Annotated in this window: 15 protein-coding genes and 4 pseudogenes; 6 read left to right on the forward strand and 13 right to left on the reverse strand. The window is 36.8% G+C overall.

The features are described from left to right. Positions 1-21 precede the first annotated feature (21 nt). Positions 22-339 carry an ArsR/SmtB family transcription factor gene (locus ACQVGS_RS19250; protein WP_106021107.1) on the reverse strand — a complete coding sequence of 106 codons (318 nt, stop codon included), beginning with the start codon at positions 337-339 and terminating at the stop codon, positions 22-24. A gap of 212 nt (positions 340-551) precedes the next feature. Next, positions 552-1943 carry a MocR-like pyridoxine biosynthesis transcription factor PdxR gene (gene pdxR, locus ACQVGS_RS19255; RefSeq protein WP_491830411.1) on the reverse strand — a complete coding sequence of 464 codons (1392 nt, stop codon included), beginning with the start codon at positions 1941-1943 and terminating at the stop codon, positions 552-554. Between the two features lie 155 nt (positions 1944-2098). Between pdxR and ACQVGS_RS19260 the strand changes: the two genes are divergently transcribed. Beyond that, positions 2099-2962 carry a DMT family transporter gene (locus tag ACQVGS_RS19260; RefSeq protein ID WP_491830413.1) on the forward strand — a complete coding sequence of 288 codons (864 nt, stop codon included), beginning with the start codon at positions 2099-2101 and terminating at the stop codon, positions 2960-2962. 445 nt (positions 2963-3407) lie between these two features. On the opposite strand, the gene ACQVGS_RS19265 is transcribed toward ACQVGS_RS19260, so the two are convergent. From ACQVGS_RS19265 to ACQVGS_RS19275, 3 genes are all read right to left on the reverse strand, one after another. Further along, positions 3408-3977 (reverse strand): flavin reductase family protein, encoded by a 570-nt coding sequence (locus ACQVGS_RS19265; protein WP_106020918.1) that lies wholly within the window; start codon positions 3975-3977, stop codon positions 3408-3410. Positions 3978-4538: 561 nt separating this feature from the next. Next, complete coding sequence (locus ACQVGS_RS19270; RefSeq protein ID WP_491830415.1) at positions 4539-5384, reverse strand: MerR family transcriptional regulator; 846 nt, start codon at positions 5382-5384, stop codon at positions 4539-4541. Positions 5385-5749: 365 nt separating this feature from the next. Further along, complete coding sequence (locus ACQVGS_RS19275) at positions 5750-6382, reverse strand: type 1 glutamine amidotransferase family protein (RefSeq protein WP_491830417.1); 633 nt, start codon at positions 6380-6382, stop codon at positions 5750-5752. A gap of 538 nt (positions 6383-6920) precedes the next feature. Between ACQVGS_RS19275 and ACQVGS_RS19280 the strand changes: the two are divergent. Next, a pseudogene (locus tag ACQVGS_RS19280) lies at positions 6921-7810 on the forward strand (DMT family transporter). 92 nt (positions 7811-7902) lie between these two features. Here the strand turns inward: ACQVGS_RS19280 and ACQVGS_RS19285 are convergent. The 4 genes from ACQVGS_RS19285 to ACQVGS_RS19300 form a co-directional block, all read right to left on the reverse strand. Then, positions 7903-8319, reverse strand: a complete 417-nt coding sequence (locus tag ACQVGS_RS19285; protein ID WP_044161664.1) for an NUDIX hydrolase — start codon at positions 8317-8319, stop codon at positions 7903-7905. Positions 8320-8751: 432 nt separating this feature from the next. Continuing rightward, on the reverse strand, positions 8752-9369 hold the full coding sequence (locus ACQVGS_RS19290) for an FMN-binding negative transcriptional regulator (protein WP_106020924.1): 618 nt from the start codon (positions 9367-9369) through the stop codon (positions 8752-8754). Positions 9370-9392: 23 nt separating this feature from the next. After that, on the reverse strand, positions 9393-9911 hold the full coding sequence (gene paiA, locus ACQVGS_RS19295; protein WP_105955134.1) for a spermidine/spermine N(1)-acetyltransferase: 519 nt from the start codon (positions 9909-9911) through the stop codon (positions 9393-9395). A 25-nt stretch (positions 9912-9936) separates the two neighbouring features. Then, entirely contained in the window at positions 9937-10389 is a 453-nt protein-coding gene (locus ACQVGS_RS19300) for a MarR family winged helix-turn-helix transcriptional regulator (RefSeq protein ID WP_044161669.1), read from the reverse strand. 114 nt (positions 10390-10503) lie between these two features. On the opposite strand from ACQVGS_RS19300, the gene ACQVGS_RS19305 reads away from it, so the two are divergent. The 3 genes and pseudogenes from ACQVGS_RS19305 (at position 10504) to ACQVGS_RS19315 (ending at position 12179) form a co-directional block, all read left to right on the forward strand. After that, the gene (locus ACQVGS_RS19305; protein ID WP_106020928.1) at positions 10504-11148 is read left to right on the forward strand and encodes a YczE/YyaS/YitT family protein; all 645 of its coding nucleotides are present in this window, start codon (positions 10504-10506) and stop codon (positions 11146-11148) included. Positions 11149-11359: 211 nt separating this feature from the next. Beyond that, a pseudogene (locus ACQVGS_RS19310) lies at positions 11360-11458 on the forward strand (hypothetical protein); the annotation flags it as partial. Between the two features lie 19 nt (positions 11459-11477). After that, on the forward strand, positions 11478-12179 hold the full coding sequence (locus ACQVGS_RS19315; protein WP_491830421.1) for a YdeJ family lipoprotein: 702 nt from the start codon (positions 11478-11480) through the stop codon (positions 12177-12179). Between the two features lie 211 nt (positions 12180-12390). Here the strand turns inward: ACQVGS_RS19315 and ACQVGS_RS19320 are convergent, their stop codons facing one another. After that, on the reverse strand, positions 12391-12984 hold the full coding sequence (locus ACQVGS_RS19320; protein WP_326374273.1) for a YdeI/OmpD-associated family protein: 594 nt from the start codon (positions 12982-12984) through the stop codon (positions 12391-12393). Between the two features lie 517 nt (positions 12985-13501). Beyond that, on the reverse strand, positions 13502-13876 hold the full coding sequence (locus ACQVGS_RS19325) for a hypothetical protein (RefSeq protein WP_491830423.1): 375 nt from the start codon (positions 13874-13876) through the stop codon (positions 13502-13504). A gap of 207 nt (positions 13877-14083) precedes the next feature. On the opposite strand from ACQVGS_RS19325, the pseudogene ACQVGS_RS19330 reads away from it, so the two are divergent. Next, positions 14084-14266, forward strand: a pseudogene (locus ACQVGS_RS19330) (T7SS effector LXG polymorphic toxin); the annotation flags it as partial. Positions 14267-14322: 56 nt separating this feature from the next. Here ACQVGS_RS19330 and ACQVGS_RS19335 read toward each other — a convergent pair. Beyond that, a complete protein-coding gene (locus ACQVGS_RS19335) occupies positions 14323-14700 on the reverse strand; it encodes a YdeH family membrane protein (protein ID WP_326365707.1) in 378 nt (125 codons plus the stop codon). A gap of 217 nt (positions 14701-14917) precedes the next feature. Further along, positions 14918-15114, reverse strand: a pseudogene (locus ACQVGS_RS19340) (tetratricopeptide repeat protein); the annotation flags it as partial. Positions 15115-15148 lie beyond the last annotated feature (34 nt).

Below are 15148 nucleotides of genomic sequence, written 5' to 3' on the forward strand. Positions count from 1 at the left end.
TTTTGATTTAATGGTTAAAATTTAACTGCAGCTTCCTTCCCCGCTCTTTCTAAATACACAACAAAGCTCTTCTGACAACAATTGATTTAACTCAGGATTATTTACATCATAATAGCTCCATGTACCCTTAACTTCTTTAGTAATTAAGTTCGCGCCCAGCAATATTTTCAGATGATATGAAAGCTTTGATTGTGTCATGTTAAAAATCTCAGTCAAATCACAAACACAGGTTTTTCCTCTTTGACAAAGTTCATACATGATCTCTAACCGTTTTTGATCTGCAAGAGCTTTAAATTTTTTTTCATAATTCTGAAGCAGTTCTAATTTCGTATCATTCATCATATCACCCTCTTTAATCAATTTTTTTGATGTATTCATTATAATCATAAATTTTCACTAAATTCAATAAAATGAATCAATTTTATTTGATTAAAGGCGAAAAACATACAAAAGCCGTTTTGTATGTTTCTTCCACCAACATTGTTAATCGCCGTACTTGCTCCTTTATCCAATATGAATGGTGAATATCAAATACAAAACTGAAAGCTCCCTTATAGCTCCCAAGCAGCTTTCAGCTTTTTTATGCCTTCTCGTATGTCGAATTCAGAAACCCCTGCAAATCCCAGTGAGACAGTTTTTGTAGGAGGATGTTTTTTATAAGAAAGAGAAACCGGATAAATTTTCACTCCATATTCCTTTGCCTTCTCAATTAACTCTTTTTCACTGAATGGCAAGAAAACGTCTAATAAGATACGAAGTCCAGAATTTTCCCCGCGAATCCTGACGTGTTTTCCTAATTCCTTTTGCACAGTCTCTAATAAAACTTGTCTTTTTTTTCGATATAGCTTTCTCATTCTGTTGATGTGTTTTTGCCACTCTCCATTTTTTATAAATTGAGCCAACGTCAGCTGACTGTGGCAGGACACTGTTTGCTTATATAAAGAAGTGATGTCATGGCCTTTTTTAAAAAGAGGCGAAGGGAGAATCATATAGCTGATGCGCAGTGAAGGAAGAAGAGATTTGGAAAAGGTGCCCATATAAATGACACGGTCATGCTGGTCAAGCCCTTGTAAGGATGGGACCGGCTGTCCTGTGTATCTAAATTCCCCGTCATAATCGTCCTCTATGATGAATGATTGATTTTCTGCCGCCCATTTGAGAAGCTGCATTCTTCTGTTAATCGTCATGATTGTTCCCAGCGTAAATTGATGGGAAGGCGTGACATATACAAGGTGTGGCTGCTGTTCTTTGATCTTCTGTATACAAATCCCTTCATCGTCGACCGGTATAGGAACGATATTCATACGATTGGCTTCAAAAATCTGCCGAGCTCGTGGATAACCCGGATCCTCATATCCTATGAAAATATCCGGTTCAAAAACCTGGCACAAGATTTGCAGAAGAAAAGGGTTCCCGGCACCTATGATCACTTGTTCAGGGACACAATGAACCCCGCGGGATTGATACAGGTACTCTGCAATAAGTGTTCTCAGCTCCAGCTCCCCTAAAGCATTTCCAGGCCGATAAAGCTCGTGGCCATATTGATCTAAACTATTGACCATACTTTTTCGCCAAGCGGAAAAAGGGAAGTGAGAAGAATCTACATTTCCATAGTGAAAATCAATCCATTGTTCATTTTCTTGCGCTTTTTTTCTCGCTGGTAATGTGCTAAGCATTTTACTATGGACAAAATCAGCATCATTATAATCAGCAAACCATCCGCTTCTTGGCTTGCTCACAATATAGCCTTCGGCAGCAAGCTGTTCATAGGCACGTTCTACAGTCGTTTGACTGATGGAAAGCTGATTCGCCAGAAGCCTCTTTGATGGCAGTTTCATTCCTTTTTGAATACGCCCCTGATGCATGTTTTCTTTGAAATACTGATAAAGCTGCTGATAAAGCGGAATATCCAGATTTCTATTTAAAAAAGGCGTGATATCCATTTGCGCGTTTCCCCTAACTGGTATGCATTTTTTTATGAAAACTGGCTGTTTTTAAAAGGTCAATTACAGTTTATAGTCATTGTAATCCTTACATACAGGTTTTGATAAGAGAAAAAATGATCTTAGGAGAAGAAACATATTATGGAGTGATTGAAATGAACAAAGCAACAAATGGCTGGATGAATGGTTTTCTGGGGGTGCTCATTTTCAGCGGATCGCTGCCCGCGACCCGCTTGGCTGTGGCGGACTTCGATCCGTTGTTCCTCACCGTATGCCGCGCTGCGATAGCTGGTGTATTGGCCGGAGCGCTCCTTCTCATCTTCCGGCAGCAGCGACCTGCCAAAGATGACATAACTGCGCTATTGGTGGTAGCGTTCGGCGTGGTGGTCGGTTTCCCGTTGCTGACAGCCTTGGCGCTTCAGTATGTCACATCCGCACATGCCATTGTTTTCATTGGGCTTCTTCCGCTCGCGACAGCGACCTTCGGCGTACTGCGCGGAGGGGAACGCCCCCGGCCAGCCTTCTGGATTTTCTCAGCTATAGGCAGCTTATTAGTAGCAGGATTCGCCCTCATCCAAGGCGGAGAATCTTCCCCGATCGGCGACGCGTACATGCTGGCTTCTATCGTCGTATGCGGGCTCGGTTATGCAGAAGGGGCCCGGCTCTCACGGCGGCTGGGAAACTGGCAGGTGATCTCTTGGGCTCTCGTTCTGTCGCTACCTCTTATGCTGCCATTGTCATTCTATTTTACGCCGGACTCATGGTCGGACGTCGGCGTTCCTGCGCTGCTCAGTCTTGCGTATGTATCCTTATTCAGAATGCTGATTGGCTTCGTGTTCTGGTATCGTGGTCTCGCACAAGGCGGTATTGCGGCGGTTGGACAGCTGCAGCTCCTCCAGCCCTTCTTTGGACTGCTGCTTGCCTCAGTGATTCTGCACGAGAAAGTGGGCTGGGCACTCGTAGCAGTGAATATCGCCGTTATATTGTGCGTGGCAGCTGCTCGGCGATTCGCAAAGTAAGATAGACTATGCAAAAACGGGGAAAACCTTTGTTTATTCCATTTCACTTTAACGAGTGAAACAAAAAGAAAAAAACTGCAAAAGCTAAAGAGAACATTAAAAAATACCAGGGGTGTCTACAACCCTTGGTATCTTTGATGCGGCCGAGAGACTTGAACATTCATGGATTATTCACCTACTAGGCCCCTAAATCAAAGCTTATTTTCTTTACACTCCGTATATTCACTTTCCCATCATTTCTATATGTTTATATGAAATGCGATTTAAAAAATGGAGTCGGTAACGGGTATTTAATCAGTAAAATACGTTTACTGTTACGTCATTTATTGCTTCATCACCTCATCTAAAGGCATATATTGAGGGTCAAATTCTATCGCAAACCGCACATAGTGGTGTTATGAGCATGTATGCCACGTAACAATGAAGGTGGGGGAACCTGAATGTTTCAATCAGTTTTGGAATCAAATGCGTGCTGACGTTCCTCTGCTTTACTATTTAATATTCGGTAGCTGGACTTTCCAATATGAAGCGGAATATCCAACTTTTCTAAATTTGGCATTCCATTTCTTAAGAAAAGCTCTTTATCTCGATATCTCTGTAAAACTTCTCCCACAATCCACTCTTGATCGCCCAAAGTGGACATACTGTGTACTTTACACTCATAAGCAAAATATGCATCATTTAAAATCGGTATCTCAGCTTTTAATCCTTCTTCGTATTGAATATTAAATTCTTCAAACTTATTGATATCTCTGCCACTATGGGTGCCTAATGCTTGAATTAATTCCGAACATCCCCCTGGAAGAAAATTCACACCGAAAACACCACTTTTCTCAATCATTTTGTACGTATATGTCTCTTTGTTTACTGATATGCCATACATTCCTGGAGAAGATCCGATATACGTATGCCAGCCGGAAGCCATTGCGTTTTTTTCACCCTCATATTGTGTCGTAACTACAGCTACCATTCCAGGGTAGGCGTACCAAATTGGTTCATCTATCGGTGCTCTCATATTCATCGCTCCTTTTTTTAGATTCATTTTTTATTAGGATTTGAGATACGATAAAACGTGTTTCAACGTAAAGCTAAAGCAGCACGTACAGCTCTAATATGATTCACTGCATTGTTATGAGGAATCTATCTTCCTTCACTATAGCCAGTAGCGATAATAATGAATCAACCCATAACAAAGCAGTATCTCCATCGTATGTTTCATTTAAGTATTCTACAGTGCAATCGCCGCAAGAACGTAATACGATATCAGGCCTGTGCTTTTGAAAATTAAGCTTTTGGCAGATCGAGCCCGCTTTAATAAAACACTCCTACCAACAATCCCCTGCTCTTTTTCAAGGCTCGCATCTAAATCGACAGGCACTTCTTCAAATGGACCTTTCGTTTTAAGGTGCAAGCCAGTTAATAAATGGGCTCCCAGTACATGACGGTTGGTTTCCGCCTTGCCATTGCGTCACGAGTAACCGAAGCATCTTGTCATCTTATACATCCTCCCTTTCAAATATTCATAAGAAGATGCACAAATCATAAACCCTATAGCAACTATAGGGTCAAGGATTAGTTATTTTTTTAGCACTCTTAATTCTGTAAGGAAGTCTTCTTCTCTTAATGAGTGAAAGTCGATTGGAAGAGAAACTTGATATACTTTTCCATCTGTTTGGATGCCATGAGATTCAATATATTGATAAAGCCTACGATAATATTCATCATAATTTTTTGCAGACCAATCAAATGCGATACATACATATTCACCGGACGGGATCGTGTCTAGCGTTATGTTTTTTTCTCCTATGTCTATCTCTTTTCCATTGCGAACAGTCGTATAAATACTGTTACAATAAATTTCACGAGAATCCTTATAGGGCTTGAAAGCATAAATGAATCCATAATAGTTATCTACTACATCTCCTATTTTTTCTACAACATCAGCCAGCTTTCTGTAATACAAATCTGATTGATGATGAGGATTAACTCGAGGCGTCTCTACTTTTATTATTGTTTGTTCATCTATATAACGAAAATAAACGAAACCTTCATCTTTTTTATTGCATATGTCTACTTGTTCATTAAGCTGATTCCTTCTTCTATGAAGTAATTGCCGGGCACGTTCAAGTTTTTCCATTTCTTGTACAATCATGTTTTCTTGCTCCTCAAGAAAGTGTTGCATATGTTCAGGGGTACAAGTATTTGAGCTGAAACGCTTGATTTCTTCCAGAGGTGTTCTAATATATTTTAGATACTTGATAATATCTAAATAAAAGAACTGTTTCACATGGTAATATCGATAGCCATTATCCTGATCTGTATAATAAGGCTTGAAAACTCCGATCCTATCATAATAGCGCAATGTTTGAATTGAGATGTTATTGAGACGGGCTGTTTCTCCAATTGTAAAATATTCCTTCATCCATTATCATCCTTTCTATCTGTTAGCTCTTCAGAAAATCTTTCATTTACCTATTCACAAATACGGGCTAAATCCTAAACGAACTAACTCGAGAAAATAGAAATCCCTAAAATCTGCTGAAGACGAGTTTTATACCAAACTGTTATGAATGAATACATGTATATCCTAAAGCCAATATTAGACTTTAGAAAAAAAGCTTAATCTCCCAAAAAGATTAAGCTTTTTCCCTTTACTATACTTAAACTAAGCCCTCAACATTGCTTTGTTTTATGAAAGCTTGTTTTCATTACAACATCACTTCTGAGTATTGTTAAAACATGTTTTTTATCGTCAAAAGTATATAAAACTCAGTTGAATGATTTCGCTCATCTCTCGATTGAATTCATTAATTCGTAGAAGTATTCTGGCTGATGTGTCTTATTGAGGTTATACCATGAATGTAATGTATCTGGCGCAAATATATCTAATTTTTTCAATACTTCCATCGCAAATTCCAGAGGAGCTACTCCTGACGCAGTAATCAAATTCTCACCAGATACCGCAGGCCCCACCTCATAAAATGTTTCTCCTTTATAATGAGGACAGACCATTTTAAGATACTCTAAGTCATTGCTTGTATGCTTTCTGGAATCTAGGTATCCCATATTCGCAAGGCCCTCCGTTGCACCGCAAATTGCAGCAACAATAGTGCCCAGCTCTAAAGCTTCGCGAACTTTTTTCAAGATAGGCTGATGAATATCTTCTCCCCAAGTATTCGCTCCAGGTAATATGATAAGATCTTTACTCTCAAGAGTGCACTCACCAACGGAAATATCTGGTTTTACGCTCAGACCTCCCATTGTAGTAATCATTTCTTGACTAACTCCTACTGTTACTACTTTAAAAGGTGCTGCATCTTTTTTGAAATATCTTCCTGAGTTTAGTTCAGCGATTAAATATCCATATTCCCAATCTGACATTGTATTACATACATATAGATAAACTTTTTTCGTTTGCATCCAATCACACTCCAATCACAATTGATATAGCCTATTATATAACTTCCCTGACAGAAGTTATCGTACTTGATGACATTAATTCTGACAGAACATCAATAAGTCTTTTCTTTAAGGCTTATTCGCTAAAAATAGATTTACCGTATAAGTAAAAGTAAATAAGGTAAAAGGCCTTAGCAGAATCATTCTGCGATGAGAGTTCCTTTGGTGTGGTGCGAGTAGAGATATTACCTCTAAATCTGTTATTTTATGAATTACCAGGAAGTCACAATTAATTACAAAACCCATAAGGTTTCATGTATAATCTATCTAGAACCAACTTTTTCGCAATATCAAAACTTTTAAAAAATTTAATATAAATAGGGGGATTAACATGCTACTCTCAAATACAAATCTATACACTTGGAAGCCATTTTCTACTTCACCGCCACCGCCGTTTACTCCAGCTGTTGAATCAGCAGTGAATAAGCTTATATTTAAAACAGATTAAGAATCTGCGAAATATAATATAAGCTGTTTCGCAGATTCGAAGGAGTAGACAATGAAATCTAAGATTCAGTTTATATTATCAATGATCATTTTCGGCACAATGGGTTTAGTTGTAAGATACATTGATTTATCTTCGAGTGAAACAGCTTTACTAAGCAGTTCAATTGGATGTCTATTTTTAATAGTCGTGTTTATGATGATGAAGAAAACCATTCCATGGAAATTAGTCAAAGCAAATGCTTACATCTTATTTCTTTCTGGTATTGCATTAGGAGGGAATTGGATCTTTCTTTATCAATCGTACGATCATACAACACTTACTAATGCAACACTAGGGTATTACTTTGCACCTGTGTTTGTCATGATTCTCTCACCATTTGTCCTTAAGGAACGATTATCTGTCAAAAAAATGGTTTGTATTGGTGTAGCGATCATAGGCATGTTATTGATTGTTGGAAATGGCATAAGTGCATCTGGAACAGACGATCTCTTGGGATCTTTTTTGGATTAGTTGCGGCTGCATTTTACGCTGCATTGATGTTACTAAATAAATTTATACACCGCATGGGCAGGCTGGAGATTACAATCATCCAACTTGGATTAACAGCATTGCTGCTCTTGCCATATGTGTTTTTCACCGAAGGATTCGGTATCTTTGGAGTATCTGGATCATCCGTTCCTTTTATCATCATTTTAGGGATTGTAAACACTGGAATTGGATTTTGGTTATTTTTCTCGGGGATGCAAAAATTAAAAGGACAGAGTATTGCTATGTTAAGCTATGTAGACCCATTTGTAGCTATATTAATTTCTGCCATTATCCTGCAAGAACAAATGACCATTGTTCAAATGCTAGGTGGTGCACTCCTTTTAGGCTCAACATTTGTTAGCGAGAATAAATCAATCACATTTTCCAAAACGATTAAAGAAAACATCAGCTAAGTAACGTACAAAACAGGGGGAAGCATTTGTTCCCCACTGTTTTGTTTCTTTTGTTTGCAACTTGACCTAAACTAACCTGACGATTACTGCCATTACCCTATTGTTCCTTGATTATTATATAGGGCATATCCTGTCAGCATTTTATTAAGTCCTTCTGAGTAATACGGCATTCGTTCATTTGCCTGTTCAATGTCAACCCATTCAATTTGCAATATCTCGTTTGGCTTTTTAATCGCTTCTGTTCCTCCAACAATTCGTGCTTCAAATGTAAAAAGGATAGCGTGATGATTCCTCTTTACATATTTCGCTTCGTTAACAGCAATTAAATTCCCTATTTCTACTTCAAAACCTGTTTCTTCATGCACTTCACGTATAGCAGCTTCTATTAACGTCTCATCAGGTTCAACTCTTCCACCTGGAAGTGACCAGTGTCCTTCATGATTATCCACCATTAATATCTGATTACACTTACTTTTAATCAACGCATACACAACTTTTACTTCTTCCATGGGAATCTCCTTTATAGAACAAAATTCATCCTCGGTTGATTTGTTGATTTTCTATATATTACTATAAATGATAACTGGTTATTTTTGGTAAGAAATCTCTCATAGCTTTTCTGCATAAAAAAATAATACCAAAGGAAGTTAAACCCTTGGTATCATTAGGATGCGGCCGAGATGACTTGAACCTTCACGGGTTATTCACTAACAAGCCCTCATTCTGAAAGCTTATTTTCATTACACTCCGTATATTCATTTTCCGTCATTTCTATAAGTTTTTATGAATTGTGATTAGAAAACCGAAAGAGCCCCGCCAGAAGCCTCTGCTAAAAACAGCAAGTGTTCCTTGAACTTTCACACGAGTTGAAGGCTCTGCAGAATCAAACATTTGAGCAGTACCACGCATTCCAAAGTTCACTAATAAAAGTGGACTGATATTTAATCTTTTAATCTCTTTTCCATCAGTTCTGCCATTTGCTTTGAATTTGGATTTCCTTCATTTCGTAATTGATCAATGATATTCATATAATCCTTTTCATTTCGGTTCTGACTTAATTTATATGAAGCCTGAATTTCTCCCACCTTCATCTTAAATCCGACAATACCTTTCAGCTGACTTTCTAAGAGCTGAGGAGAAAGCTTATCCCATAAAACTGGATTCTTGCGGTGCTTTTCGTATTTTTGCAGCAACATTGTCAGGTCATGTTTTAACTCTTCTTCGTTCAAAATGCTGGCTGTACCGTATACATGTACGGCTTGATAGTTCCATGTTGGGACATTTTCCTTTTCATACCAAGAGGAAGAGATATAAGCGTGCGGTCCCTGAAACATAACAAGCACATCTTCACAGGTTTCAAATGTTCTCCACTGAGGATTCCCATAAGCAATATGCCCCGTTATATAGTAAGTATCCCCCTCTTTCATTAACTGCAATGGCAAATGAGTTGCAATTGGCTTCCCTTGTGCTGTTGTGACAATTGTGCCAAATGAGTTGTTTTGAACAAAGTCCCAAATGTCATCGGCATTTGTAACCTTATAGTATTTTGGAATATACATATAAACCCGCCTTTCATAAAAAGTTATACGAGTGTTTTGATCATGATAAAGTCTATTTGTTCCTCATCACCCATATAAAAAGAGTGGGCTCCAGTTTGAACAAACCCCATTTTCTCATAAAAAGCAATAGCATTTTCATTTTTTTCCCATACGCCTAGCCAGATTTTCTTTTTATTAGATTCCAGCGCAATTTCCACAGCTTTATTGAACAGATATTTACCAAGGCCATGTTTTTGAAATTTGTTCTTGATATAAATCCTCTCGATTTCTAGTGATTCATCACCCATTTCTTCAGACTGAGCCTCATTGGTATTGACCTTTAAATATCCAGCGACTTCATGATTAAAATAAACAAAAAAGAATTGTGAAGAGATATTAGATAATTCCTTTTCCAACTGTTTAGAATGAAACGCACTTTCCAAATAAGCTTTCATATTTTCAGGTGAATTCTGGTCTTTGAATGTATCATTGAATGTTTCAATACTTATTTCTTGGAGTATTTTTAAATCTTCATGGCTGCACTTTTTTAGTTTTACACTCATGCTCATATATGCTCCTTTTATAAAATTAATAATCTCTCTTGTTCCCTTTTTTTACATATTCCCAGTCAACTTCTACATTTTTTCTCATTCTTTGAAGAAGGTGAAAAATGGTTTCTGCTTCTTTTTCAGAAAATCCCGCTAATGCGACACTATTCGAATGATCATTTTCTCTTTTTATAACGGGAAACACATCTTTCCCTTTTTCTGTTGGAAAGAGTTTTTTTATCTTTTTGTTATGCTCATCATCCATCTTTTCAATAAAACCGTTTATTTCGAGTTTTTTTATCGCACGAGCTGCGGTTGTTCGGTCTACTTTAATCATTTCAGCTAACTTTTCTTGAATGATTCCTGGGTTTTCACATATTCGGACAAGGTACAAATACTGCCCTTTTGTGAGGTTATATTCTTTAAATTCTATATTGCTTATCGAATCTAATGCCCTGGCAATCATTCCGATTTCGCGAAGAATTTCCTTCATCATGACCTCCTTAGCGCATACTTTTGTTGCAAATACAACAAAAATGACTTATATTGAATATATCTTAACTTTGTTGTATTTGCAATAAAAATAACGAAAAAGAGGTCGAGTAAAGTGAAATATACTTTTTATGTATTAGGAATTTTCATTTTAACTCTTGGTATTTCCTTCACTATCCAATCAGACCTTGGAACTTCACCCTTTGATGCAGTTGTGGTAGGACTGTCTAAAAATGTGGGGCTTACAGTGGGAAGCTGGGAAATCATAATAGCGTTCATATTGATATGCTGTAATTCAATTTTAAATAGACAAAGACCGGAAGTTTTGGGGATGTTAACAGCATTTATAACGGGGATTGGGATTGATATGTGGCTTTTTTTATTGCACAATTTGCTAACACCTGACCTATGGTTCAGCAAAGTGATTTGTTTTGGAATCGGCTTAGTTGTTATAGGGTTAGGAACTGCAACCTATTTGCATACAAATTTTGCACCGATTCCAGTTGACCGATTAACATTAATCATAAAAGAATTAACCAAAACAAATATCTTTTTTTCGAGAACATTCATTTACCTCTTCTTCTTGATAGCTGCAATTATTTTAAATGGGCCAATTGGCATCGGGACTTTGTTAACCGTTTGTTTAGGAGGAATAATCCTTAATGCCTTTATGCCATTTACAGAACAAATATTAGACCGCATATTCACACACTCTAGTACATCACCACATGATGACAAAAATAAAAAGCATTCAATATAGTCTGCTTCATGTAAAGGGACAGTGTTGACACAAATATGATAGGTGATTCCTCATGAAATCCACCCGTATACAGTGTGGCCATCATTTCAAAAAGCTGTCTAGATTTATTCGATTGAGCTAACATTCGTTACCTCTCCTTGAACAATTTTTTCGAACTTTCATATCTATTCCATGGTAATATTTAGATATAACTAACTGAAAGGATTGGACAATGATGGGATTTGAAGCTAAGTCTTTGTTATCTGAAGCTGAAAACCGAAAAAAAGATTATAAAAAACTGATTAAGCTAAGAAAAGCATGTAAGGCTGTTGATGGTGAGGGATGAAATAATGAAGAAACTGAGAAATATTTTTTATTCTAATGTTGTCATGATGCTGCTCGTCTTATTGCTCGTTGGATGTATGGGCGGTAAGGAAGAAAAATCAAATAATGATTCTGCATTACAATCTGAAGAAAATAATAATGAGACTGAAGATAGCAACCAAATAACTAAGGATGAATCAGAGGCAACAACAGGATCAGAAGAATCCGGAACAAAGAATTCAAATGAAAATGCTTTAAAGGAATCCTCAACGGATGAATCAAAAGAAACCTCTTCAGAAGGATTAAAAAACGAGGCGAACAGCGAAAAAGACAATGTATTAGCGGAATATCCCTCTGAGAAAATCGAATATGCCAGAGTTTGGTTGCAGCTTGGAGCAAATCAAGAGATAGATGAACTGAATGTTCGACATATTTCGGCTGGCGAACCAATCAATCCGAATGATGACACCAGTGCTGGCTATCCTGAAGATGTTATCCAGTTAGCAGGCTCTCGTTTAGTGGATGGATCTGTAACTTATAGCGGTAATGGAGATGGTACGATTAAAGTATACAATGTTCCTTTACGCTGGGATTCCTCTGATGATGTAAGTAAAGGCGTAATGCGGGAAGTGACTGAGGATATAATAAAAAATGCAAAAACAGTGTACGTTGATACAGGAGACAGTGAAAAAATCAAGCGCCTTATTGACATAATGGCTATTCATTAATCAGTAATCGTTTTATTCAAACGAAAATGCCAAATAAAATAAGGGACGGTTCTTTCATACATTGAACCGCCCCTCTGTATTTTATTCTGACACAAGAAATACCAAGGGACTCAAAACTCTTGGTATCACGGTTGCCTTCATCCTTCAAATGCTTCTTGCATGACAGATTCATAGAAATTTCACTTAGCAAAATGCCTTCCTGACGAATATACTAATCCTTTAATCCCTTTCCATCGAGAATTTTCTTCATATATTTTTCAACCCTTGACTCTCGAGTTTTGGATTGTTTGGCTTGAGAAAAATAAAGAATGTAAGCTCTTTGCCGTCCCGGGGTCAATGCTTCAAAAGCCGTTTTCAAGGCAGGAATTTCATCGAATTTATGTTGAAGTTCTTCTGGAATGATGTATTCCGTATTCTTTTTAACATTCACTTCCAAACCGGCTTTTTCAACTTCAATGGCTTCATTAATATAAGCTTTCAAGATGGGTTCCATTTCAGCTATTTCCTGAACATTGGTGAACCGAATTTGGCGCGCCGCCTGTACATTCTCCGTTTGTTGGATGAGAATCCCATGAGGATCCTGTAACAAGGCGCCTTTGTGAAACAGAAGCGCACAATATTCTTTAAATCCATGTATTAAAACGACGTTTTTTTTATGAAACGTATAACAAGGATGCATCCACTTAAATTCTTCAGTCAGCTCACATTCAAGAACGATATTTCTTAACCGCTCATATTCTTCCTTCCACTTTTCAGCTTTACTTACAAATTCATCAACGTTAGGATTCATACTACTATTTGTCATCAGGACCCCCTCTTTTCCAAACAGTTTGCTTTTTCATTACGTTAGATTCACCGGTTTAATCGGCTTTTCGCCCATCACGCTCTTGATTTTTCTTCATCCCCTTCCCCTTAATTGGTATTTTTGACATCACGGTATTTGTTTTATTCTCCTATCAGCAATGATATAGGTTCCGTCTTTATTATGTATTCATAGATTAAGCTTAAGACGAAGTTTATGCAACAATAAAAAAAGACTCGGACAAGCTATTATAACAACGACAATAGATGTTTATGTTTCCCCAACAAACAAAGAGAAACTGCTGACCGTTTAAATGACTTACAGGTTAGGTAAGTCCGGCAGTAGACAATTGCAAAACAAGCACAAAAAAAGACCAAGGCAGTCAAAACCCTTGGTATCAATGATATTTACTTAGAAACAACCATCAGTTAAGGTGATAAATTAAGATGAAACAAGAAAAAAGCAAACGCTTTTACTTGATTTAATAATATTTTTCTATTCCTATGAGAGTATTTTAGCTTTATCCTAAACTTAAAATTCTTTTTATTACATTAGGAATAACAAATGACCGTTTGATTTCTTTATTTACTTGTATAATGTCTTTTTGTGTTTTCCCATTCTCTTCCCAAGTAACTTCTACTGTATAATCATTATTCGTATTTGGTGGATCTCCCATTATCGCTACTGCTATTTCTTTTGCATTCTTAGGTTCATCTGTTGCGTCACCTGATGCCTCAACAACACCATTTTCTTTAAACACAACCTCTTTTACTGAAAACCCAGAATCCCTTTTCCATGTAATATGAACCGCCCATAAGTCTTGCCTTGCAAGATCTATGTCTTTTTCAGGAGAATAGATAACACTCCATTTTCCATCTTTTGAATTACCCTTCAATATAGGAGGTTGGTGGGTGCCAGCATAAATAAACCATGCTAAAAAAACTAGCAGTGCAGCAGAACAAATAATTGCTAAAAAAAACTTACTTTTTTCATTTTTAACTCCAATCTTTCTATGTAATAAATAGGATGTAAACTTATTATATTCTAATATGAATAATTAATAGTAACATTAGGATATAAACTCATAGAAAAGATTGGACCAATGAAAGGACTTGAAGCAGATTCTTTGTTATCTGAAGCTTAAAATCGAGCAAAAGATTATAAAGATTTGAAAAATCAAATGATAAAGCTAAGAAAAGCATTGGAGGCTGTTGCTGATTTGCATGACAATGAGTTCTCTGGCAAAGGAACAGCATTTTATCACGATCATGTTGGTGATCAATGGAAGGCCTCTTTCCTCGACATTAGGGATAAAGCTTTTCAATAAAAGCAACTATTCTATTAAGATTTAACTTCTTTATTCCTATCAATTAATAAGGTTACTACAACACTACTTATGCTGACTAACGTTCCTAAAACAGAAACAAGAATGGTCGAAAAGCCATTGGGAATAAGAAATCCAATTGGAATCATCCCCAGAAAAGTGAAAACGATAAAACATTGATATACTCCAGATATTATTCTTACAACCATGTTGCCAAAAAAGGACATGGCTAATGGAGGGATGAATAAAAATACAACGATCCCAATGGATATCATTAAGATCATAGGCTCATCAAATGAAATGACATTATCTCCAGGGGAATCTTTAGCAGCCACTAGTATAACAACTATAGACATCATCAGTGTGAGTAAAACCAGAAAAAATCTTTTTAACATCGTTATGACTCCTTTTTTTATAAATGTGACTATAAACGGGTATCCTGCCTTTTTTCATTTTCATAACCATTTTATATATTTAATGAAAAAATATGCAGTCAAAACGCAGCTATCAATAATATTTATCACCACTTACTATTTAGACATAAATTTACATAATAGTAAATAACCACATTATATTCATATGTGACATTGCAATGCTTTACGTTTTTCCTTGCAGCTTCAAAGAATTTAAAAATTGTTCCTAAGCTCTTTCATATTTTCTAAAGAATCGATCAGGTTTCCTGCGACAATAAATTGACAACGTATAATTGGGACAGTTTCTTACACTCCAAAAATATTGAGTGCACGATTTGCATAATTTTTGGAGAAATACGTTTGTTTCATATAATATACATAAGACACTTTGAAAAAAGCCGGAACAGGACTTCTGACAAATGTGTGGGTT

Source organism: Bacillus sp. SD127 (assembly GCF_058566445.1).

Coding starts and splice junctions, on each gene's coding strand:
- ACQVGS_RS19275 (WP_491830417.1), bottom strand. CDS start 6,382: ATGCAAACGAAAAAAGTTTATCTATATGTATGTAATACAATGTCAGAT.
- ACQVGS_RS19265 (WP_106020918.1), bottom strand. CDS start 3,977: ATGAGAGCACCGATAGATGAACCAATTTGGTACGCCTACCCTGGAATG.
- ACQVGS_RS19285 (WP_044161664.1), bottom strand. CDS start 8,319: ATGGAAGAAGTAAAAGTTGTGTATGCGTTGATTAAAAGTAAGTGTAAT.
- pdxR (WP_491830411.1), bottom strand. CDS start 1,943: ATGGATATCACGCCTTTTTTAAATAGAAATCTGGATATTCCGCTTTAT.
- ACQVGS_RS19250 (WP_106021107.1), bottom strand. CDS start 339: ATGAATGATACGAAATTAGAACTGCTTCAGAATTATGAAAAAAAATTT.
- ACQVGS_RS19290 (WP_106020924.1), bottom strand. CDS start 9,369: ATGTATATTCCAAAATACTATAAGGTTACAAATGCCGATGACATTTGG.
- ACQVGS_RS19335 (WP_326365707.1), bottom strand. CDS start 14,700: ATGTTAAAAAGATTTTTTCTGGTTTTACTCACACTGATGATGTCTATA.
- ACQVGS_RS19260 (WP_491830413.1), top strand. CDS start 2,099: ATGAACAAAGCAACAAATGGCTGGATGAATGGTTTTCTGGGGGTGCTC.
- ACQVGS_RS19320 (WP_326374273.1), bottom strand. CDS start 12,984: ATGACAAATAGTAGTATGAATCCTAACGTTGATGAATTTGTAAGTAAA.
- ACQVGS_RS19270 (WP_491830415.1), bottom strand. CDS start 5,384: ATGAAGGAATATTTTACAATTGGAGAAACAGCCCGTCTCAATAACATC.
- ACQVGS_RS19300 (WP_044161669.1), bottom strand. CDS start 10,389: ATGAAGGAAATTCTTCGCGAAATCGGAATGATTGCCAGGGCATTAGAT.
- paiA (WP_105955134.1), bottom strand. CDS start 9,911: ATGAGTGTAAAACTAAAAAAGTGCAGCCATGAAGATTTAAAAATACTC.
- ACQVGS_RS19315 (WP_491830421.1), top strand. CDS start 11,478: ATGAAGAAACTGAGAAATATTTTTTATTCTAATGTTGTCATGATGCTG.